Annotated in this window: 24 protein-coding genes, 3 pseudogenes and 1 other annotated feature; of the genes and pseudogenes, 9 read left to right on the top strand and 18 right to left on the bottom strand. The window is 63.4% G+C overall.

What is annotated here, in order from left to right:
* The coding region (locus FE811_RS28310; protein ID WP_255469760.1) for an ATP-binding protein at positions 1 to 291 on the top strand (291 nt) is incomplete at its 5' end.
* A 54-nt stretch (positions 292 to 345) separates the two neighbouring features.
* Here FE811_RS28310 and FE811_RS17170 read toward each other — a convergent pair.
* From FE811_RS17170 to FE811_RS17220, 12 genes and pseudogenes are all read right to left on the bottom strand, one after another.
* Positions 346 to 612: a BrnA antitoxin family protein gene (locus FE811_RS17170; RefSeq protein WP_116171256.1), complete on the bottom strand. Its 267-nt coding sequence runs from the start codon at positions 610 to 612 to the stop codon at positions 346 to 348.
* Positions 596 to 898: a BrnT family toxin gene (locus tag FE811_RS17175; RefSeq protein WP_140848162.1), complete on the bottom strand. Its 303-nt coding sequence runs from the start codon at positions 896 to 898 to the stop codon at positions 596 to 598. The genes FE811_RS17170 and FE811_RS17175 overlap by 17 nt, the downstream gene beginning before the upstream one ends.
* A complete protein-coding gene (locus tag FE811_RS17180) occupies positions 895 to 2,076 on the bottom strand; it encodes a site-specific integrase (RefSeq protein WP_140848164.1) in 1,182 nt (393 codons plus the stop codon). Before FE811_RS17180 ends, FE811_RS17175 begins: the two co-directional genes overlap by 4 nt.
* Positions 2,073 to 3,098 carry a tyrosine-type recombinase/integrase gene (locus FE811_RS28740; protein WP_370362683.1) on the bottom strand — a complete coding sequence of 342 codons (1,026 nt, stop codon included), beginning with the start codon at positions 3,096 to 3,098 and terminating at the stop codon, positions 2,073 to 2,075. Before FE811_RS28740 ends, FE811_RS17180 begins: the two co-directional genes overlap by 4 nt.
* Positions 3,017 to 3,415 (bottom strand): annotated as a pseudogene (locus FE811_RS28745) (hypothetical protein); the annotation flags it as partial. The gene FE811_RS28740 and the pseudogene FE811_RS28745, both read right to left, overlap by 82 nt.
* Before the next feature lie 310 nt (positions 3,416 to 3,725).
* Positions 3,726 to 3,944 (bottom strand): glutaredoxin-like protein NrdH, encoded by a 219-nt coding sequence (gene nrdH, locus FE811_RS17190; protein ID WP_116171252.1) that lies wholly within the window; start codon positions 3,942 to 3,944, stop codon positions 3,726 to 3,728.
* Positions 3,945 to 3,994: 50 nt separating this feature from the next.
* Positions 3,995 to 4,327 carry a single-stranded DNA-binding protein gene (locus tag FE811_RS17195; protein WP_116171251.1) on the bottom strand — a complete coding sequence of 111 codons (333 nt, stop codon included), beginning with the start codon at positions 4,325 to 4,327 and terminating at the stop codon, positions 3,995 to 3,997.
* A 768-nt stretch (positions 4,328 to 5,095) separates the two neighbouring features.
* Positions 5,096 to 5,515 (bottom strand): hypothetical protein, encoded by a 420-nt coding sequence (locus FE811_RS17200; RefSeq protein ID WP_140848168.1) that lies wholly within the window; start codon positions 5,513 to 5,515, stop codon positions 5,096 to 5,098.
* A 53-nt stretch (positions 5,516 to 5,568) separates the two neighbouring features.
* On the bottom strand, positions 5,569 to 6,039 hold the full coding sequence (locus tag FE811_RS17205; protein ID WP_116171249.1) for a thermonuclease family protein: 471 nt from the start codon (positions 6,037 to 6,039) through the stop codon (positions 5,569 to 5,571).
* 21 nt (positions 6,040 to 6,060) lie between these two features.
* Entirely contained in the window at positions 6,061 to 6,324 is a 264-nt protein-coding gene (locus tag FE811_RS17210; RefSeq protein ID WP_116171248.1) for an H-NS family nucleoid-associated regulatory protein, read from the bottom strand.
* A gap of 144 nt (positions 6,325 to 6,468) precedes the next feature.
* Positions 6,469 to 6,705: a hypothetical protein gene (locus tag FE811_RS17215; protein WP_116171247.1), complete on the bottom strand. Its 237-nt coding sequence runs from the start codon at positions 6,703 to 6,705 to the stop codon at positions 6,469 to 6,471.
* A 4-nt stretch (positions 6,706 to 6,709) separates the two neighbouring features.
* Positions 6,710 to 7,408 carry an SOS response-associated peptidase gene (locus FE811_RS17220; protein WP_243700271.1) on the bottom strand — a complete coding sequence of 233 codons (699 nt, stop codon included), beginning with the start codon at positions 7,406 to 7,408 and terminating at the stop codon, positions 6,710 to 6,712.
* A 61-nt stretch (positions 7,409 to 7,469) separates the two neighbouring features.
* Between FE811_RS17220 and FE811_RS17225 the strand changes: the two genes are divergently transcribed.
* Positions 7,470 to 7,649 carry a hypothetical protein gene (locus FE811_RS17225; RefSeq protein ID WP_116171245.1) on the top strand — a complete coding sequence of 60 codons (180 nt, stop codon included), beginning with the start codon at positions 7,470 to 7,472 and terminating at the stop codon, positions 7,647 to 7,649.
* Here the strand turns inward: FE811_RS17225 and FE811_RS17230 are convergent.
* On the bottom strand, positions 7,644 to 7,955 hold the full coding sequence (locus tag FE811_RS17230) for a hypothetical protein (protein WP_140848170.1): 312 nt from the start codon (positions 7,953 to 7,955) through the stop codon (positions 7,644 to 7,646). The two genes, FE811_RS17225 and FE811_RS17230, sit on opposite strands and share 6 nt — an antisense overlap.
* A 72-nt stretch (positions 7,956 to 8,027) precedes the next feature.
* On the opposite strand from FE811_RS17230, the gene FE811_RS17235 reads away from it, so the two are divergent.
* The gene (locus FE811_RS17235; RefSeq protein WP_140848172.1) at positions 8,028 to 9,230 is read left to right on the top strand and encodes a UMUC-like DNA-repair protein; all 1,203 of its coding nucleotides are present in this window, start codon (positions 8,028 to 8,030) and stop codon (positions 9,228 to 9,230) included.
* Here FE811_RS17235 and FE811_RS17240 read toward each other — a convergent pair.
* Entirely contained in the window at positions 9,227 to 9,427 is a 201-nt protein-coding gene (locus FE811_RS17240) for a hypothetical protein (RefSeq protein ID WP_116171242.1), read from the bottom strand. The two genes, FE811_RS17235 and FE811_RS17240, sit on opposite strands and share 4 nt — an antisense overlap.
* 184 nt (positions 9,428 to 9,611) lie before the next feature.
* Between FE811_RS17240 and FE811_RS17245 the strand changes: the two genes are divergently transcribed.
* Positions 9,612 to 10,181: a recombinase family protein gene (locus FE811_RS17245; protein WP_116171241.1), complete on the top strand. Its 570-nt coding sequence runs from the start codon at positions 9,612 to 9,614 to the stop codon at positions 10,179 to 10,181.
* An 18-nt stretch (positions 10,182 to 10,199) separates the two neighbouring features.
* On the opposite strand, the gene FE811_RS17250 is transcribed toward FE811_RS17245, so the two are convergent.
* Entirely contained in the window at positions 10,200 to 10,526 is a 327-nt protein-coding gene (locus tag FE811_RS17250; protein WP_140848174.1) for a hypothetical protein, read from the bottom strand.
* Positions 10,512 to 10,618, top strand: a sequence feature (AL1L pseudoknot). Its footprint overlaps the gene before it by 15 nt.
* On the opposite strand from FE811_RS17250, the pseudogene FE811_RS17255 reads away from it, so the two are divergent.
* A pseudogene (locus FE811_RS17255) lies at positions 10,532 to 11,449 on the top strand (IS3 family transposase); the annotation flags it as partial. Its footprint overlaps the feature before it by 87 nt.
* Before the next feature lie 30 nt (positions 11,450 to 11,479).
* Positions 11,480 to 12,175, top strand: a pseudogene (locus FE811_RS17260) (IS256 family transposase); the annotation flags it as partial.
* Here FE811_RS17260 and FE811_RS17265 read toward each other — a convergent pair.
* A complete protein-coding gene (locus FE811_RS17265; RefSeq protein ID WP_140848176.1) occupies positions 12,151 to 12,699 on the bottom strand; it encodes a PhnD/SsuA/transferrin family substrate-binding protein in 549 nt (182 codons plus the stop codon). The pseudogene FE811_RS17260 and the gene FE811_RS17265 overlap by 25 nt on opposite strands.
* A gap of 130 nt (positions 12,700 to 12,829) precedes the next feature.
* On the opposite strand from FE811_RS17265, the gene FE811_RS17270 reads away from it, so the two are divergent.
* From FE811_RS17270 to arsH, 3 genes are read left to right on the top strand one after another with little or no spacing between them, the layout of a single operon-like run.
* Complete coding sequence (locus FE811_RS17270; protein WP_123130460.1) at positions 12,830 to 13,153, top strand: helix-turn-helix transcriptional regulator; 324 nt, start codon at positions 12,830 to 12,832, stop codon at positions 13,151 to 13,153.
* Entirely contained in the window at positions 13,150 to 14,169 is a 1,020-nt protein-coding gene (gene arsB, locus FE811_RS17275; protein WP_123130459.1) for an ACR3 family arsenite efflux transporter, read from the top strand. The genes FE811_RS17270 and arsB overlap by 4 nt, the downstream gene beginning before the upstream one ends.
* On the top strand, positions 14,166 to 14,882 hold the full coding sequence (gene arsH / locus FE811_RS17280; RefSeq protein WP_123130458.1) for an arsenical resistance protein ArsH: 717 nt from the start codon (positions 14,166 to 14,168) through the stop codon (positions 14,880 to 14,882). The genes arsB and arsH overlap by 4 nt, the downstream gene beginning before the upstream one ends.
* A gap of 1 nt (position 14,883) precedes the next feature.
* Here the strand turns inward: arsH and FE811_RS17285 are convergent, their stop codons facing one another.
* Positions 14,884 to 15,666, bottom strand: coding sequence for a sulfite exporter TauE/SafE family protein (locus FE811_RS17285; protein ID WP_123130457.1), 783 nt, complete (start codon positions 15,664 to 15,666; stop codon positions 14,884 to 14,886).
* Between the two features lie 190 nt (positions 15,667 to 15,856).
* Positions 15,857 to 16,741 (bottom strand): cation diffusion facilitator family transporter, encoded by an 885-nt coding sequence (locus FE811_RS17290; protein WP_123130477.1) that lies wholly within the window; start codon positions 16,739 to 16,741, stop codon positions 15,857 to 15,859.
* Positions 16,742 to 16,744: the final 3 nt, after the last annotated feature.

The following is a 16,744-nucleotide window of genomic DNA, read 5'->3' on the forward strand; positions in this document are numbered from 1 at the left end:
TCGAAGACCGGCGCCGAGCTGCTGTTCAAACTGATCTCGCAACGCTATGAGCGCGGATCGACCCTGATCACCAGCAACCTGCCCTTCGACGAATGGACCGAAACCTTCGGTTCCGAGCGCCTCACCGGCGCGCTGCTCGACTGGCTGACCCACCACGTCACAGCAAGGTCGAACAGGTTTGGGATTTTGTGCTGCGGCGTTACGCTTGAGCGTATTGACCCATCTGACTCTACCCAGGTCAAGCCGTCAAGGCGACTGCCTGCCGTATTGGTGCTTCCATCGTCGGCGTAGCGCCGGCACTTGTTTCGGATCAGCGCCAAGGCGGGCTGTTACGCCTTGGGTCTGTCACCCTTTCCCGACGTTTTCAGCGAGCCAGGCCTTGATGAGGGACTGATAGGGCATGTCGCGCTTGTTCGCGGCGACCTTGATGCGGTCGAGCAGGGCGACCGGCAGGCGCAGCGAGATCGAGGTTGAGGTGGGCTTGAGGTTGGGCATGGTCACCCGTTCAGCCTCGCTCCAGTCCAGATGCTCGGCCGAGTCGTGGCTTTCCCAGAAGGTGCGCTCTTCCGCCTCGGTCTCGAAGTCCGGGATCGGCTTATGCTTTCTTGCCATAGGCGTCTCGCTCCTTTCGGCTCATGTCGCGGGCGGAAATCACCCGCAAGAGGCTTTCCCCGCCGCGCAGGGTGAAGGTGATGTGCAGCCTTCGCCCATCGTCGGTATGGCCGAGGGCGTGGAAACGAGCCTCGCCCTCGCTGTGCTTGCTGTCGGCCAGCACCAGAAGCGGCTCGTTGAAGAAGACTTGCTCCGCTTCCGACTGGCTGACCTCGCGCTTGTCGGCGTTCTTCCGGGTGTTGCCTTCGTCCCAGTCGAAGCCCTTGATCCCGGTCCAGTCGATCATGATTGTATATTGGAGGAATATACGCGCTTGTCCAGTCCCGCCGTCTTGCCCGCTATCATGCTGGCGACGGTCGCCGCCACTCGCTCCGCCGCTGCCGCGAGATATTGCCCGTCGAGATGGGCATAGCGTTCTGTGCTGGCAGGGTTGGCATGACCGAGCAGCTTCCCGGCGATGGTCAGGCTCTGGCCCTGCAAGATGGCGTGGCTGGCATTGGTATGGCGCAGATCGTGCAGCCGGATATCTTCGGGCAGGCCCGCCCGCCAGCGGATGACGGACCACTGGTAATCGATTTTGCCGATGGGCGCGTCTGGCACTCTGGCAGCCGGGAAGACGAACATTGAGGAAGCCTCCTTCTTCCGCTTGGCGAACAACCGGATCGCGGGCGAGGACAGCAGCACCTCGCGCGCCCCTGTCTTGGTCGAGCTCAGCTTTAGCCGATCCGGCAAGACCTCGGACCAGCGCAGCCGCAGGATCTCCCCCGACCGGCAGCCGGTCAGGAGGATCAGACGGATGGCGTCGGCCGCTTCGCGATGCGACGGTGGGCAGGATCTTAGAGCCTTGCCGAGCGCACTGATCTGGTCGCTGGACAGCAGCCGCCCGCGTGCCTTGCGCCGGTTCTTGCGGATCGGTGCGCAGGGGTTGGGCGCATCCTTCGGGATCAGATTGGCGGACCGGGCGAAGTTCAGCATCGTGACCAGCAGGCCGAGCGCCTGATTGGCCCCGCCGGGCCGGGTGCGGGAATAGGTGTGAAACCATTGCGCGATCTCCGGCGTGGTCAGCCGCAGCACCGGGCGCCTGCCGAAAGCGGGACGGAGCTGGGTGTCGAGGTAGACGCGGCACGAGGCCAGCGTCTTGGGCTTGTAGACGCCATCCTTGGCGGTGAGGAAAGAGTCGGCCAGGGCGTCGAAGGTCAGCGCGCTGGCCGAGAGGGGCGGGGGAGGCGGTGCCTCCCCCGCGATGAGCTTCAGGGCCTGGGCGCGGGCATCGGCCAGGTCGATACGGTCCACCGGGCCGATGGTAACGCGGCGATTGCCCATGCGCAGAACCCATGACTTCGCGCCCGAGGGCTGCACCCTCAAGCCGAGGCCTGGCACATGGGCGTCGTGCAGGGTGTATTCGCGCTTGCCCGGACGGGCGTTGCGGATCACCGCCGGGGTGAAAAGGTTGGCAACGGTCATTTGCCCGCCTCCTTCCTGACGCGCGCGAGATCGGCTTTCACCGCCTTCCAGAACAGTTTTGGCTCCAACCCGTGCTTGTCGCAGAAGGCCGGGATCAGCAGGCGGGAGCGTTTGTACTCCCGCAGCAGGTGCGGCGGGATGGCGGGGCAACTCACTGGCGGTTTGGCGGTCTTGGCGGATTTGGCGGGCTGGCGGCCCTTCCGGGTGAGGGTATCGTTGAGGTGTTTGCCGACGCTCGCCGCCGCCCTGCGCAGCGTGTCGTCTGCCAGGTGGGTATAGCCCTCGGTGATCGCCAGATCGCTGTGACCGAGCAGCCCGGCGACGGTGCGCAAGGGCTCGCCCGCGCTGACGGCGGTGGTCGCGAAACTGTGGCGCAGATCATGCAGGCGGAGGGTCGGCATCCTGATCGCAGTCCTGATCTCGCGCCAAAGCTTCGCGAGCCGTGCAGTGCTAACCGGCTCGTCGTCATGCCCGAAGACCAGATCGCCGGTACGGGGCAGAGAGGCCAGGAGATCGAGGGCGGGTGTTCCGAGCCAGATCGCGCGCGGCCCGGCCTTGGCATCGGGCAAGGCAGCGCGTGGCCCGTCGATCCAATCCCAACGCAGGGCCGTCGCTTCGCCACGCCGACAGCCGTCAGGGCGAGAAAGCGGATCAGCGCGACGAGCAGGGGCTCCTGCCCCTCCCGCGCGTCGAGGGCACGTCCGAGCCGGGCATAGTCTTTGGCGCGCAGCACCGTGGCACTGAAGCCGGATTTCTTGCGCCGCATTCCGGCGCAGGGATTGCTGCCGGGCACGCGCAACCCCAGCAGTTCCGCATGGCGCATCATGCCGGAGAGAACCGCCAGCACCCGGTTGCGGCCGCCGGGGGAGCGGGGCAGGGCCGCGAACCAGTCCGCGACATCCTCGGCCGTCAGCGCCGCGACGGGTTTCTCGCCGAGTTGGGGGAGGATGTGCCCCTTGATGCCATAGCGATGCCCCACCAGCGTTGAGGGTTTCCACTGGCCCGCGCAATCCGCCAGCCATCTTTCCGCGAACGTGGCCACGGTCGTATCGGGGCTGGTTGCGGTCTCGGCCCGTTCGGCGCGCAGCGCATCGAGGACGGCGGTGGCCGCCTGGCGGGCGGCTTCCCGTGTCAGGGACGATGCCGTGCCGAGCGTGCGCCGGGTGTTGCGCCCATCGATCCGGGCCTGGACGATCCAGCTTTCCTTGCCGAAGCGGTTGCGCAGGCCGAGGGCGGGCAGTTCACCGTCCCAGGTCACGACATCGGCGAGGGGTTCATCTTCGCGCCTCCGGGACGCGGGTGGGTGTTTCGGGGCAGCGGCAATCTGCGGTCGGGCCATGTTGGTCACTCCCGCTTTCCGTCAGGACGAAATCCACGCAGTCCCCGGAAAGCGATCAGGACAAGGTGGAAAGCGCTTTCCCATTCGACTGCGCGAGTTGTCCTGACCTGCCGAGATACATGCTAACCGCTTGCGTCGGCTGGCTGATCCCGGCTTCCTGCCGCAGGGTGTGACTCTGCCACGAGGGGGCGTTTTCGGTCACACCTGATGCACCAAGTGAATTGGTGCCGCACAGAAGCACAGCGATAAAGACACGTCTCCAAGCAGCTTGGCGAGCGAAGTAGGTTAAGATCATGATGAGCCCGTTTACTCAGAGATTGTTGATAAGATCCGGGCGAAAGCCTGCCCAGTGCGTGTCGCCGGCGACGACGACAGGCGCCTGGCGGTAGCCGAGGGCGACGACCTGCTTCATGGCCTCGTCATCCGTGGTCAGGTCGACCAGCTGGTAGCCGATGCCCTTTGCATCGAGGGCGCGGGTCGTTGCCGTGCATTGGACGCATGCGGGCTTGGAATAGACGGTGATGGACATGGGGCTCTCCGTGGTGGTTAGGGGGCCGAAGCCCCCTTGCTGTTGGCCGGTTATTCTGCCCGGCCGGTCGGGATGATGGCGAAGAGGTCTGCGGCGAGGGTGGTTTCGTAGACCTGGTGGCCGTCCTTCTCATAGCTGCTCTCGGACAGCTTGCCCTCGACCGTGACCAGATCGCCTTTGCGCAGGTTTTCCTTGATGTAGGCGAAGCCGGGAGTGCGCTCGAACAGGGTGACGGTGTTCCAGGACACCCGTTCCTTCCGCTCGCCGGTGTCGCGGTCTTTCCAGCTTTCGGTGTCGCTGATGCGGATTTTAAGGGTCTTGCCGACTTCGCGGATGGCGCCGACATAGCCTTGGATGCTGAATTTGGCGTGGGTGTAAAGCATTTGAGAGATCCTTCTCGCTGGTGTTTCGATGAAAAAGGCCCGCTACGCCTTCCCGGGCGATCAAGAAGAAAGACGGAGGGTCCGCGCCTGCGTGGAAGCCGTCTTTGTTCTTGAAGGCCGCAGGCCGGTCGCAAAGAGGGGAGGCGTGGTAAGTGGGTCTGTCGAAACACATGCGGGAAGGGCGCGCTGCGCCTGGTCCACCCGCGCCCTGCATCCATGGCGCCTGCGCTCTCGACCGGCAGCGACCGGACCCTGAAATCCGCATGCACCAGGAGCTGGAGCCCGCGGCGAGCGGAAGGAACGGATGTCCTGGGTCCGAGGCCTCGGGGCAGCACTCTGGTCTGCATCAAGGAAAACCTGCCTGCGATCTGCCGGTCGGGGGGCCGAGCTGATCCGGCTGTGAGAAGGACGGCCACCAGGTCTACGGGCACCTGGTTGCCGGGCTGAAGCTGTGACGACCCGGGCAGGGGCAGAATAACCGGCCAGCGGCGAGGCGGCTGCGCATGTGCCATAGGAAAGTGATCCGTGAGAACAATATGAGAATCTTGGCCGGTATCGGACACGCGGTCAAGTTGCGAAACCGCCAGCGATGCGGCACGAGGCGCAGGAGCAGGCTGGAAGTGGTGCCGCGAGCTGCCCTGGTCGGACAGGACAGGCTGAATGAATAGAGCCGCGCCCTCGGGCGCGGCAATTTCGATCATCTGTCCGCCCAAGTCGTGACCGGCGGCGAGGCATTGGGCGATGACAAGCGAGCATGGGCCGTGGCTGTCACCGGCAATGGATGTTCACGGGCTTCGGGTTGCGGAACGCCCAGGACTTGCCAGCGAAGGTAATGGTGATGGGCCCGGCCGAGGCCAACATATCAGTGATGCGGTGAAAAAGGGCGGGATCTGTTCGCTTGAAAATACTTCCATATTCCACGGCCGCAACCTGTCCACCGGCATCCGAGCTGAAGCGCGCCTGGCCGGACATCTGCACGTTGCCGCCGATCTCAAAGCTCATGTAGCCGGCGTTTGGTCCTCTGGTTTCCTCCATGTCGCAGACCACGAACAGCTGCATGTCTTTGACGGTCAGGGTGTGGTAATAGGTTCCCCGCTCGAACCCGCCGGTCCAGCCATCTGCGACGGCGGGCATCGCGCCGGCGCCGAAGGCGGCGGCGACCGGCCAGGCTTTAATAAAATTCCTCATTAAATCCTCCATTGACCAATGCACGCGGAACGATAGTTGCGAACGGCACAAGGTCAATGCCGCCGGCGCCAGTCAGCCGGCTTCTCGAAAGGCCCAGCCCAGATACCGCAACGGGCGGCCCGGGCCCTCTGCTCCGCATCGCGATAAAGGGCCTTGCGGTCATAGTATCGCACAGCCAGGCCAGTCTCGATCATCCATTCTCCCAGGTCGCGGCCGGCGGCGTGGCATTGGCCGATGGTCCGCGCGTAGCGGTCACGGCCGCTTACGGTGCATGCCACCGTGGCCCGGCCGATCTTATCGGCCAGAGCAAACGCGGCGCCATGGCCGCAGCGCCAGGACTTTCCGCCTGCCGAGAAACAGGTCTGCCCTGCCTCCGGCGCGTCGATCCCAGCTAGACGGACCCGTTTACCATGAATTTCAATCGTGTCGCCGTCGATCACAGTGGCCTGGCCAGCGATTCCGACAGCGCACGCCATCGTGGGGGCTAAGAAAACCCAGAACGCGAGAGGAACTGCCAGGCGCATCCTGTGCCCTTAGCACACGTTTCAGATAGCCAGATCATCGAGGCTTGCGCCGTTGGCCAACTGATCCCTCACCCATTGCGGCTGGCGACCGCGGCCGGTCCAGGTCTGGGAAGCATCTTCCGGGTTGGCGTATTTTGCGACCACAGGCTTCTTCGACGTAGCGGAATTGAGAAGGTCCGTCAGTTTGAAACCGAACTTCTCGGCGACCTCTTTGGCGGCATCGACCGCCTTCTGCCTTTGCCGCGACTCGAAGTCGTTGATCGCGCGCTCCACTTTTTGCTTCATATCGCGAAGCTATTTCAGGTCCATGCTTTCGAGATCTATGCTCATTTCACATCCTTGCCGCCAAGATCAACTGGTGATGCAGAGATAGAGCAACATGGCCTGGAAGGAAACGGCTTACTGTGAGCTGCGAGATTACATTCGCTCTTAAAAAGGTTCCGGGTCCGCATAGATCACGGCGGTCCCAGCAGCCAATTCGGTAGCAACCGTTAAGGCAGTATCCCGATCCTCGACGATGCAAGACGGCACAATCTCATCCTCGCCAGGCACATCGCCATAAAATGGCCCCTGGACAATCCATCGCCCATCAAACCCGGGACCGTGGACCTGGACGTTCAGAACGTCATCAGCAATCTCATCCGGCATGTCCTCGATGATTGCCATGGCTTCATTCCTCTCCGGTATCGGTTAGAACGCCGATGCCCCGCCTTGCGATCCGCATACGCTCGGCCGGGTAGGGCCGCAGCAGCGCGGCCGCCTCGGCCGGCGAGCCGCACAACCAGGTCTCATAATCCTGGGGATCGAGGATCACCGGCATCCTGGTGGGATGGACAGGCTGGACCAGCTCGTTGGGCGTGGTCGTCACCATGGTATGCGTGATCCAGCTGCCTTCCTCGCCCTCGATGCCGGGCTGACCGTGCCGCCAGAGGCCGGCGAAGGCGAATAGCGGCCGCGCCTCGTCACCGATCAGCGCAAACCAGAAATCCTCGGCCGGGTTGCGACCCTTCGCCTCGCGGAAGCTGGTGCCAGGCACAAGGCAACGCCGGTTCAGAAAGCTGTCTTTCCAAAGGCCGGATTTGGTCAGCTTGTCGTCGCGGGCGTTGTTCCAGGCGTCCGGTTTCAGGGACTTGCCGGTCTTGGTCGACACTTTCGGTGTCAAAAATCCCCAATGAGCCGTGACCAGCTCGCGACGGCCATCCGCGCCGAGGCGGACGATGGGCGCCTCGTATTTCGGCCAGATCGCCGGCAGAGGGGCTGCGTTGCCAAGGTAATCACGGGTCGGATCGACCTGGAAATGCCTTCGGGTGCTATCCTGGGCCGCCAGCATGGCATATAGGTTGCACATCACTACGCCTTTCGGTTGCAAGTCACGGCTCGTTGGTGGATAGGAGCGCCCGCAAATTTTCCCTACAGCTACGGACCACAGAATGATCGTCCTGACGGATGCGCAAGTGCAAGCACTCAGAGCCTTCCTCGAAACTTTCGACCTGCACGCATCGGGCGTTTGGCCCGAAATCGAGGAGGGGATGCATGAAGATTTTGGCATCGAGGATCCGGCCAGCGCCCTCGAGGACGTGCTGCGAGCCCTGCGTAGTCACCATTCATAAGCGTCCCCTATAGGCTTCGGCCAGCAGACCGGCCACCCGGCCGAGTTCTGCAACCCGCGACCCCGGCGCTGCGATTGCGGCGCCGCGCGCCCAGGCCGCGCGCAGCATCGCGCCTTTCGGATGATCCCGGCTGGCGAGATCGAGCGCCAGGCCCACGTCAATATCTTCTCGCGGATCATGCAGCGCCGCACGCCGCGCGGCGCGCTTGAGCGTCTCCAGGGCATGCAACAGTTCCTCGCGGCCGGCGATCTGTTCGCTCCACGATCCCCCGAATGCCACATTGCGCAGTTGACCAGCCCTGTCCATTTTGCCCTCTTGAATCAGGAGAACAAAGATAGAACATCGGGGGCGAACTGACCATCCGCCAAATCTGGTGCCATGCCCCCTTTCCGCGTCCTCTATCTCGATATGAACTCGTTTTTCGCTTCGGTCGAACAGCATCTCGATCCGGCGTTGCGTGGTCGGCCGGTGGCGATCACCGCCGTCGATTCGGGGGCTGGCGCCTGCGTTGCGGCCAGCTACGAAGCGAAAGCCTATGGCGTGAAAACCGGGACGCGGGTGGCTGATGCGCGCCGCATGTGCCCTGGCATCGTCTTTCGGCCGAGCCGACACAGGCTCTATGTGCGCTTCAATCTCGCCATCGCTGACGTGCTGGACCGCCATGCCGAGCTGACCCATATCCGCAGCGTGGACGAATTTCAGCTAGCGTTGTCGGGCGATGCGCAGACCCTCGATGGCGCAGCCGAGCTGGTTGCGCGTCTGAAAGCGGCTGTGGCGGCCGAGGTCGGGCCATGCCTGCGCTTCAGTGCTGGCCTTGGACCGAACCACTTGCTGGCTAAAATCGCCGGAAAATTAGAGAAGCCGAATGGATTCCAGTGGCTTAGTATCGAAAATATGCCAGATCGTATTGCCCACCTGGCACTGGACGATCTGCCTGGGATTTCACGCTCCATGAAGGATCGACTGATGCGCGCGGGCGTCTATGACGTGCCCCAGCTCTGCCAGCTCGATCCGCGTCACGCCCGGCTGATCTGGCGATCGGTGGAGGGCGAGCGTTTCGTTCGGATGCTTCAGGGAATGGATATTCCGCTGACTGCGACCCAGCGCGGTGGCTTTGGGAACAGCAAGATCCTGTCGCCCGAGTTTCGCGATCCGCGCCGAGCCTATCGTGTCGGCCGCTGGCTGGTCGAAAAGGCCACTGCCAGGCTACGCCGCGATGGCCGCGTGGCCAGCCGGTTCAGTCTGTCAGTCTCGATGTTGGCCGGCCCGGTCTGGTCGCGCGGAGTAAGTTGCTTCCCGAACCAGGACACGGCCTTTTTCCTGCGCCTGCACCGCGCGCTGTGGCGGTCACTGTGGCGCGACGGGCGCCCGGGCCAGGTGATCGCAGTCAGCGTCCAGCTCGGCAATGTTGGGTTGCTAACCGAGCGCCAGGGCGACCTGCTCGCTCCCCTCCGCCCGGCCGAGCGGACGCGCGGCGAACAGGTGTCTGCCGCGGTAGATCAAATCAATGCGCGGTTCGGAGACGGCGCGATCACCTATGGGATCAACGCGCCGCACCCAGGCTTTTTCGAGAGAGGCTAGGCAGCGGGCGGAAAAATCACTGGACGCCCTGCCGCCTCGACGATCTGGTAGCTCGCCGCAAGCAAATCATCTAGGGCCATCGACGTCTCGACGCCGAGCCTTTCGCGGATTGGATCAGTCACATCCTGCGGCGCATCGCCAAGGCTCATAAGGGCGGTATGCAGCTGTGCGAGCAGTTCGTTTGGAATCTCTGCCATGATCGTTCCCTCTCGATTTGCAACTAAACGCGCGAAGAGCACTCGGGTTCAGCGCCGATGCGTAACAATAGGGCACACCTTGAAAGACAGATCGTGATACGGTCTATCATCTGTAACATTTGCCTATCAGATCAAGCAAAGTTACAGTAGCGTCATTGCATCCACCCTATTGTGACAGACGGACATGGCCCGGATCGGATATGCACGCGTCAGCACCGCTGACCAGGACCTTGAGATTCAAAAGGAGCGCCTGGCCGGCGCCGGGTGCGAGATCATCCGGACAGAAATCGGCAGCGGGGCAACCCGCGCCGGCCGGACTGAACTAGAAACCATCATGCAGTTCATGAGGGAAGGTGACGAGTTGGTCGTGCATCGGCTCGATCGCCTCGGCCGAAGCACTCGCGATGTTCTCAACCTGGTGCATGACCTCGATGAGAAGAGGGCCGCGCTCCGCGTCCTGGAACCTGATGTGTCCACCGCCGGCGATCTCGGCCGGCTGGTGGTGACGATCCTCGGCATGGTGGCGGACATGGAACTGCGCTTCATCCGCGACCGGCAGCGCGCCGGCATCGAGGCAGCGAAGAAGCGACAGGTCTACAAAGGCCGCAAGAAAGCGGTCGATGACGCCGAAATTCGCAGGCGTGTGGCCGAAGGCCAGTCGAAGGCAGCTGTAGCGCGCGACCTGGGCGTATCCAGGATGACCGTCTATCGCGCCCTCGCCGGCGCCGCCGCGTCAGAAGCTCCTGCTGCATAATGCCGACGCGCCAGCTCATTACCGGCGTTCTTCAACGGCATCGGGATAATTGGCCGCGGCCTTTTCAGCCACCCCGAGGTCATTTGCGCGCTTCCAGAATGCCTGATGAGTCTTCGACACTTCCTGAGCTCGCTCGAACACGGCAAGCCGTGTGCCGTCCATGCAGACGAAATACTCGGTTAACTCACTGAAGTATCGCTCGAAATCTTCCGAAACCATGTCTGCGTAGGCTCGAAAGCCATCGTCGTCGGATGGGACATAGGGTTCCTCCGGCGGCAAGCAGACTGCGTTCGGGCTGCCGCTCTGCGCCGTGACCGGCGATGGTAACAGAGCCATCCCTGCCATGAGCACCCATTCAAACGATGATCGCGTTCATTGACGATCACCGCGAGGCGCATGGGGTCGAGCCGATCTGCAAGGTGCTGCCGATCGCCCCATCGACCTACCACGATCATGTCGCCAAGCGCACTGATCCCGCGAAGCTGTCGGCGCGGGCGAAGCGGGACCTGGAGCTCAAACCGGCGATCGAACGCGTCTTCGCCGAGAACTTCGAGGTCTACGGCGCGAGGAAGGTCTGGCGGCAGATGGTGCGGGAGGGCTTCAATGTCGCGCGCTGCACGGTCGAGCGGCTGATGGCCGATCTCGGCCTTCACGGTGTTGTTCGTGGCAAGCCGATCCGCACGACGGTGCAGGACAAGGCCGCGCCGTGCCCGCTTGACCATGTGAATCGGGTCTTCCACACGCCGGCTCCGAACAAGCTCTGGCTCTCGGATTTCACCTACGTCAGCACCTGGTCGGGCTTCGTCTACGTGGCCTTCGTCATCGACGCCTATGCGCGCCGTATCGTCGGCTGGCGGGTGAGCAGGACCGCCCATGCGAGCTTTGTGCTCGACGCTCTCGAACAGGCCCTGCACGAACGCCGGCCCGTTCATCGCGGCGGTCTGGTTCATCATTCCGACCGCGGATCGCAATATGTCAGCATCCGCTACACCGAGCGCCTCGCCGAAGCCGGCATCGAACCGTCTGTGGGCAGTGTCGGCGACAGCTACGACAACGCGCTGGCCGAGACGATCAACGGCCTCTACAAGGCCGAGGTCATCCATCGGCGCGGACCATGGCGAAGCTTCGAGGCCGTCGAGTTCGCCACGCTGACCTGGGTCGACTGGTTCAACAATCGCCGGCTGCTGGAGCCCATCGGCAACATCCCGCCGGCCGAAGCTGAGGAACGCTACTACGCCATGCTGGAAGAACCCGCCATGGCGGCATAACTTAAACCAGAAGGCCTCCGGCAAACCCGGGGCGGTTCAGTGGCGGCAATAATCGCAGTGGCCGTCAACACGGACGGAAAGCGCGAGATCGTCGGCCTGCACATCGGCCCTTCCGAGGCCGAGCCGTTCTGGACGAGTTTCCTGCGCGATCTGGTGCGTCGTGGGCTGACCGGCGTGAAGCTTGTCATCTCCGATGCGCACGAAGGGCTGAAGGCCGCCATCGCGCGCGTGCTCGGCGCGACATGGCAAAGATGCCGGGTTCACGCCATGCGCAACGCGCTCGCCTACGTTCCCAAGGGCCAGCACACCATGGTCGCGGCCGCGATCCGGCAGGCCTTCATCCAGCCCGATCACGACAATGCGGTGCAGACATGGCGGCATGTCGCCGACCAGCTCCGCGCCAGGTGGCCGAAGCTGGGAGCCTTCATGGACGACGCCGAAGCCGACGTGCTGGCCTACATGGCCTTCCCGGCCCAGCATCGCACCAAGCTGCACAGCACGAACCCGCTGGAGCGTCTGAACAAGGAAGTGAAGCGCCGCGCCGACGTGGTCGGCATCTTCCCCAACGAGGACAGCATCGTCCGCCTCATCGGCGCTGTCCTACTCGAAGCCAACGACGAGTGGCAGCTTCAGCACCGATACATGCAGGTCGAGGCCATGGCCGACCTGATCCCGCCAGCAACCGAGGAGGAAAAGACGCTTCAGATTACACCGAAGGCCGCCTGATCATGACGGCCCGGAACCACAACCGAAATTACACCACGTTGACGGACGCGATCCCGCGCGAGGTCAGACGCAGTGACGAGGAAACCGGAGTTGCTGTCGGGGTCCGAAAAGGCGTGAGCGCCGCCACGCAGGTCCGATAGCGCGGTCGCGGGATCATCCTGGGCGACGATGAGATAGGACTGGTAAAGCGGCTGCCCTCGCCAGACGGGTACGCCGAGCAGCGAAAGTTCGGTCTTGTGCTGAAGATAGGGATAGCCGCATGTCCAGGCGGCATCCACGGAGCCGTCGAGAAGCGCGCCCGAGATCTCCTGATACGTCCGTCTCTGGACGAGCTCGATGTCTTGGCCCATGCCTTCGGCCAAAGCAGCGCGAAGGGCAGAAATGACTGCCGCGTCGTTGTCGAGAAAGACTGGCGTCAGAGCAAATCTGAAGGGTGCCGGGCCCTGGGCCCAGCCTCGAGTCACGACGAAGGGCGCGGCCGCGGCCGCCAGCCCCATCAGCAAAGCGCGACGCCTGCTTTTCATCCTTTTCCTCCCGGGGCGCGTCTCCCGCGCGCCGCCTACGATCTCAAGCGCCACAAACTTGCTTGTCCAATGGCGGATGAAATCGTAAATCGACGATATACGGAATCTTAGCGGTTTGGAAAGCGCGCAGATGGCAACGGACGAGACAACGACGGCCGCCTTGGCAAAGGCCCTCGCACATCCGGCGCGGATCCGGATCCTACGATTGCTTCAGGCCACGCCAGGCTGCATCGGAGGCGATATCGTGGGCGCAGTCGGCCTTGCTCAGTCAACAGTGTCGGAACACCTCCGTATCCTCAAGTCCGCGGGCGTGATCACTGGCGAGATCGACGGACCCCGGATTTGCTATGCGCTGAACCCGGCGTCATTGGCACCGCTCGCCGATTTGATCATGGGTCTCACCCCTCCGCCCGAAGGGGCCTGCTGCATTCCTGGAAAGAAGAAATCTGCATGAGCCTGTTCGAACGCTGGCTGACCCTCTGGGTCGCCCTTTGCATCCTTGTGGGGCTTGTGCTTGGCAACCTTATGCCCGGCCTGTTCACTGCGCTCGCAGGGCTGGAATATGCCTCGGTCAATTTGGTCGTGGCCGTGCTGATCTGGGCAATGGTCTATCCGATGATGATCGCCATCGACTTCGGTTCGCTGAAGGATGTGGGGCGGCGACCGAAGGGCCTCATCATCACGCTGGTCATCAACTGGCTGATCAAGCCCTTTACGATGGCCGCGCTGGCGGTGCTGTTCTTCAACCACCTGTTCGCGGGGCTGATCGATCCGACCAAGGCACCGGAATACATCGCGGGGCTTATCCTGCTGGGTGCCGCGCCCTGCACGGCGATGGTCTTCGTCTGGTCGCAGCTGACCAAGGGCGATCCGAACTACACGCTGGTGCAGGTCAGCGTGAACGACCTGATCATGGTCGTGGCCTTCGCGCCGATCGTCGCCTTCTTGTTGGGCGTTACCGACATCTCGGTGCCATGGGAGACGCTGATCCTGTCGGTCGTGCTCTACATCGTGATCCCGCTGATCGCCGGGGCACTGACACGGCGAGCCTTGATGGCGCGCGGGGGTGAAGTGGCGGTGTCGGACTTCACGGCGCGGATCAAGCCCGCCTCGGTCTTCGGCCTCTTGCTGACCGTTGTGCTGCTCTTCGGCTTCCAGGGCCAAGTGATCATCGCGCAGCCTCTGCTGATCGCGCTCATTGCCGTGCCGATCATCATCCAGTCCTATGGCATCTTCGCACTCGGCTATGCCTGGGCCTTTGCTTGGAAGCTGCCCCACAAGGTGGCAGCCCCCTGCGCCCTGATCGGCACGTCGAACTTCTTCGAACTGGCGGTGGCTGTGGCCATCGGCCTCTTTGGTCTGAACTCGGGCGCCGCGCTCGCCACGGTCGTGGGCGTGCTGGTCGAGGTGCCGGTGATGCTGACGCTGGTCGCCTTCGCTAACCGCACACGCAACAGGTTTCCTTCATGACCGATACACCCAACATAGACGACGCACTGTTCCCCGGCATCGACGGCAATCGGCTTTTATCTCCTCCAATCGCCGCCCACCCTCCGAAGATCCTGATCTTATACGGCTCGCTGCGCACCCGCAGCTTTTCAAGGCTGGCAGCCGAGGAGGCGGCCAGGATCCTGACCCGGCTTGGAGCCGAGGTGCGTTTCTTCAATCCCTCTGGCCTGCCGCTGGTCGATGACGGGGTCGATGCGACCCACCCGAAGGTGCGGGAGCTGCGCAATCTTGCATCCTGGTGCGAGGGGATGGTCTGGTCGTCGCCAGAGCGCCACGGCGCCATGACCGGGCTGATGAAGACGCAGATCGACTGGATCCCGCTCTCCGACGGCGCGGTGCGGCCGACGCAGGGCAAGACGCTGGCCATCATGCAAGTCTCGGGCGGATCGCAGAGCTTCAACGCGGTGAACCAGATGCGCGTCCTTGGCCGCTGGATGCGGATGCTGACGATCCCCAACCAGTCCTCGATCCCGAAGGCGTTTCAGGAGTTCGACGAATACGGGCGGATGCGTCCGTCGTCCCTGTATGACCGGATCGTGGACGTGATGGAGGAACTGATGAAGTTCACCCTGCTGACGCGCGACCGGGCTGACTACCTTGTGGACCGCTATTCCGAACGCAAGGAATCCGCCGAGGCCTTGATGAAGCGTGTGAATCTGTCTGCCGCGACCTGACTCAGCCGTGACGCCATACTTTGACCGAGGATACCAGCAGGATGGAGACCAGCACCGGCAGCAGCACGACCTCGGACACGATCCCCAGAAGCTGGCCGCCGATAGCGACGCCGATCACTGACCCCAAGGCCATGAACAGCACGAAGCCCTGATTGCGCGCCAGAACCGTGAAGCTGTCGTCGCGACTGTATCGGGCGAACCCGACCAGCATGGTGGGCAGGCTGATCGCCAGCGACAGGCTGCCTGCGAGTTTCAGGTCGATCCCGAACAGAAGGACCAGCGTGGGGATCAGCAATTCACCCCCCGCGACGCCCATCAGTGAAGCCACGATGCCGATGCCGAACCCTGCGACAAGGCCCGCGACGATCTGCGCAGGTCCGGTGATAAGGGCAGCGGGCGCAAGGCTCATGCTGTGGCTGAGCGCCAGGACTGCCGCGATCAGCACCAGAAGCCCGGCCAGTACTCGATAAAGGGTACGGGACTTCATCCGCACGGCCAGCCCCGCGCCGATCCATGCGCCAAGAAGGCTTCCCGCCAGTAGGTTCAGGATGATCGGCCATTCGGCCAGCACCTGATCAAGGGGCACGGTCCCCGCCCGGAACGGCAGCGCTGTGGCCACCACGATCAGACTGGTCGCCTTGTTCAGGATCACCGCATCAAGGGCTGCAAATCCGAACATGCCGATCAAGAGCGGAAGACGGAACTCTGCCCCGCCAAGCCCGATCAGCCCGCCAACAATGCCAACGATCGCGCCAGCCAATACAATCCGCGGCCATCCCACCATGCCTGCCCCCAAATGAACCTGTCACACCTTGCGGCGCAGGCTTCCCTCCAGCGGCACGGCTCATGACAGGGTGTTCGAGATGGTCCAGTATTTCAAGATGTTGCGGTGAGAAAGGCCCAGCCGATATTTCGACCGCTAGGAATTCGCTGAGGCCCTGATGAAGCGGGTGAACCCTTCGACCGCGACAGAATCAAGCCGCCCTGTCGCAGGGGCGGCGCTCTAATTGCAGCGTGACATTGGCGATGCCATGCGCCTCGGCCAAGGCATCGGTCACCCGGTCGATGAAGGCGTCGGGGTCGGCCCCCTGCCAGACCAGATGCACAGCCAGCGCGGTGCGCGTCGTGGACAGCGGCCAGATGTGCAGGTCGTGCAGGCCCTGCACGCCATCCTGTCTCTCCAGCCAGTCTGCAATGGCAGCACGATCAATCTCGAACGGCACACCATCAAGGCTCAGGTGCAGCGCCTCGCGGAATAATCCGGCGGCGGTAACGGCGATCAGCAGGCTGACCGCGATGGCCACGGCGGGGTCAAGCCAATCCCAGCTAGTGACCATGATTCCCACCGCCGCCAGAACAACCGCGCCCGAAACCGCTGCATCTGCCGCCATGTGCAGGAACGCGCCCTTCGCGTTCAGATCGCCCTTGCGTGAAGACATGAACAAGAGCGCAGAGCCCGTGTTCACCCCGATCCCGACCTGCGCGACCAACATCACCGTCAGGCCGGGCACGGCGACTGGGTCAGAAAGCCGCTGCACCGCCTCCCACGTCACCGCACCGACACCCACCAGAATGGCGATGGCGTTGAACAGCGCGGCAAGGATCGTGGCCCGCCCCAGACCCCAGGTATGCCGTGCCGTCACCGCCCGCTTGGCCAGCACCGCTGCCCCCCAGGCGATCAGCAGACCGGCTACGTCGGTCAGGTTGTGCGCGGCATCCGCCAGCAGGGCCAGCGATCCGGTGATCCAGCCCGCTGCACCTTCCACGATCACGTAGCCCGTGTTCAGGCCTACGGCCCAGCGGAACGCGGGGCCAAGGTCCGTGGGCGGGCGATGATCTTGGGTGTGGTCGTGAGCCATGAT

This window comes from Paracoccus sp. FO-3, assembly GCF_006386455.1.
In the GTDB taxonomy this organism is placed as follows: domain Bacteria; phylum Pseudomonadota; class Alphaproteobacteria; order Rhodobacterales; family Rhodobacteraceae; genus Paracoccus; species Paracoccus versutus.

Excerpts from the sequence above, each read along its gene's own strand:
- FE811_RS17230 (WP_140848170.1), bottom strand. The coding sequence starts at position 7,955 with ATGGACAGGGCTGGTCAACTGCGCAATGTGGCATTCGGGGGATCGTGG.
- nrdH (WP_116171252.1), bottom strand. The coding sequence starts at position 3,944 with ATGTCCATCACCGTCTATTCCAAGCCCGCATGCGTCCAATGCACGGCA.
- FE811_RS17195 (WP_116171251.1), bottom strand. The coding sequence starts at position 4,327 with ATGCTTTACACCCACGCCAAATTCAGCATCCAAGGCTATGTCGGCGCC.
- FE811_RS17245 (WP_116171241.1), top strand. The coding sequence starts at position 9,612 with ATGGCCCGGATCGGATATGCACGCGTCAGCACCGCTGACCAGGACCTT.
- FE811_RS28740 (WP_370362683.1), bottom strand. The coding sequence starts at position 3,098 with ATGGCTGGCGGATTGCGCGGGCCAGTGGAAACCCTCAACGCTGGTGGG.
- FE811_RS17235 (WP_140848172.1), top strand. The coding sequence starts at position 8,028 with ATGCCCCCTTTCCGCGTCCTCTATCTCGATATGAACTCGTTTTTCGCT.
- FE811_RS17170 (WP_116171256.1), bottom strand. The coding sequence starts at position 612 with ATGGCAAGAAAGCATAAGCCGATCCCGGACTTCGAGACCGAGGCGGAA.
- FE811_RS17180 (WP_140848164.1), bottom strand. The coding sequence starts at position 2,076 with ATGACCGTTGCCAACCTTTTCACCCCGGCGGTGATCCGCAACGCCCGT.
- FE811_RS17175 (WP_140848162.1), bottom strand. The coding sequence starts at position 898 with ATGATCGACTGGACCGGGATCAAGGGCTTCGACTGGGACGAAGGCAAC.
- FE811_RS17240 (WP_116171242.1), bottom strand. The coding sequence starts at position 9,427 with ATGGCAGAGATTCCAAACGAACTGCTCGCACAGCTGCATACCGCCCTT.
- FE811_RS17215 (WP_116171247.1), bottom strand. The coding sequence starts at position 6,705 with ATGGCAATCATCGAGGACATGCCGGATGAGATTGCTGATGACGTTCTG.
- FE811_RS17265 (WP_140848176.1), bottom strand. The coding sequence starts at position 12,699 with ATGAAAAGCAGGCGTCGCGCTTTGCTGATGGGGCTGGCGGCCGCGGCC.
- FE811_RS17270 (WP_123130460.1), top strand. The coding sequence starts at position 12,830 with ATGGCAACGGACGAGACAACGACGGCCGCCTTGGCAAAGGCCCTCGCA.
- FE811_RS17285 (WP_123130457.1), bottom strand. The coding sequence starts at position 15,666 with ATGGTGGGATGGCCGCGGATTGTATTGGCTGGCGCGATCGTTGGCATT.
- FE811_RS17210 (WP_116171248.1), bottom strand. The coding sequence starts at position 6,324 with ATGAAGCAAAAAGTGGAGCGCGCGATCAACGACTTCGAGTCGCGGCAA.
- FE811_RS17205 (WP_116171249.1), bottom strand. The coding sequence starts at position 6,039 with ATGCGCCTGGCAGTTCCTCTCGCGTTCTGGGTTTTCTTAGCCCCCACG.
- FE811_RS17250 (WP_140848174.1), bottom strand. The coding sequence starts at position 10,526 with ATGGCAGGGATGGCTCTGTTACCATCGCCGGTCACGGCGCAGAGCGGC.
- arsB (WP_123130459.1), top strand. The coding sequence starts at position 13,150 with ATGAGCCTGTTCGAACGCTGGCTGACCCTCTGGGTCGCCCTTTGCATC.
- FE811_RS17225 (WP_116171245.1), top strand. The coding sequence starts at position 7,470 with ATGATCGTCCTGACGGATGCGCAAGTGCAAGCACTCAGAGCCTTCCTC.
- FE811_RS17290 (WP_123130477.1), bottom strand. The coding sequence starts at position 16,741 with ATGGCTCACGACCACACCCAAGATCATCGCCCGCCCACGGACCTTGGC.
- arsH (WP_123130458.1), top strand. The coding sequence starts at position 14,166 with ATGACCGATACACCCAACATAGACGACGCACTGTTCCCCGGCATCGAC.
- FE811_RS17200 (WP_140848168.1), bottom strand. The coding sequence starts at position 5,515 with ATGAGGAATTTTATTAAAGCCTGGCCGGTCGCCGCCGCCTTCGGCGCC.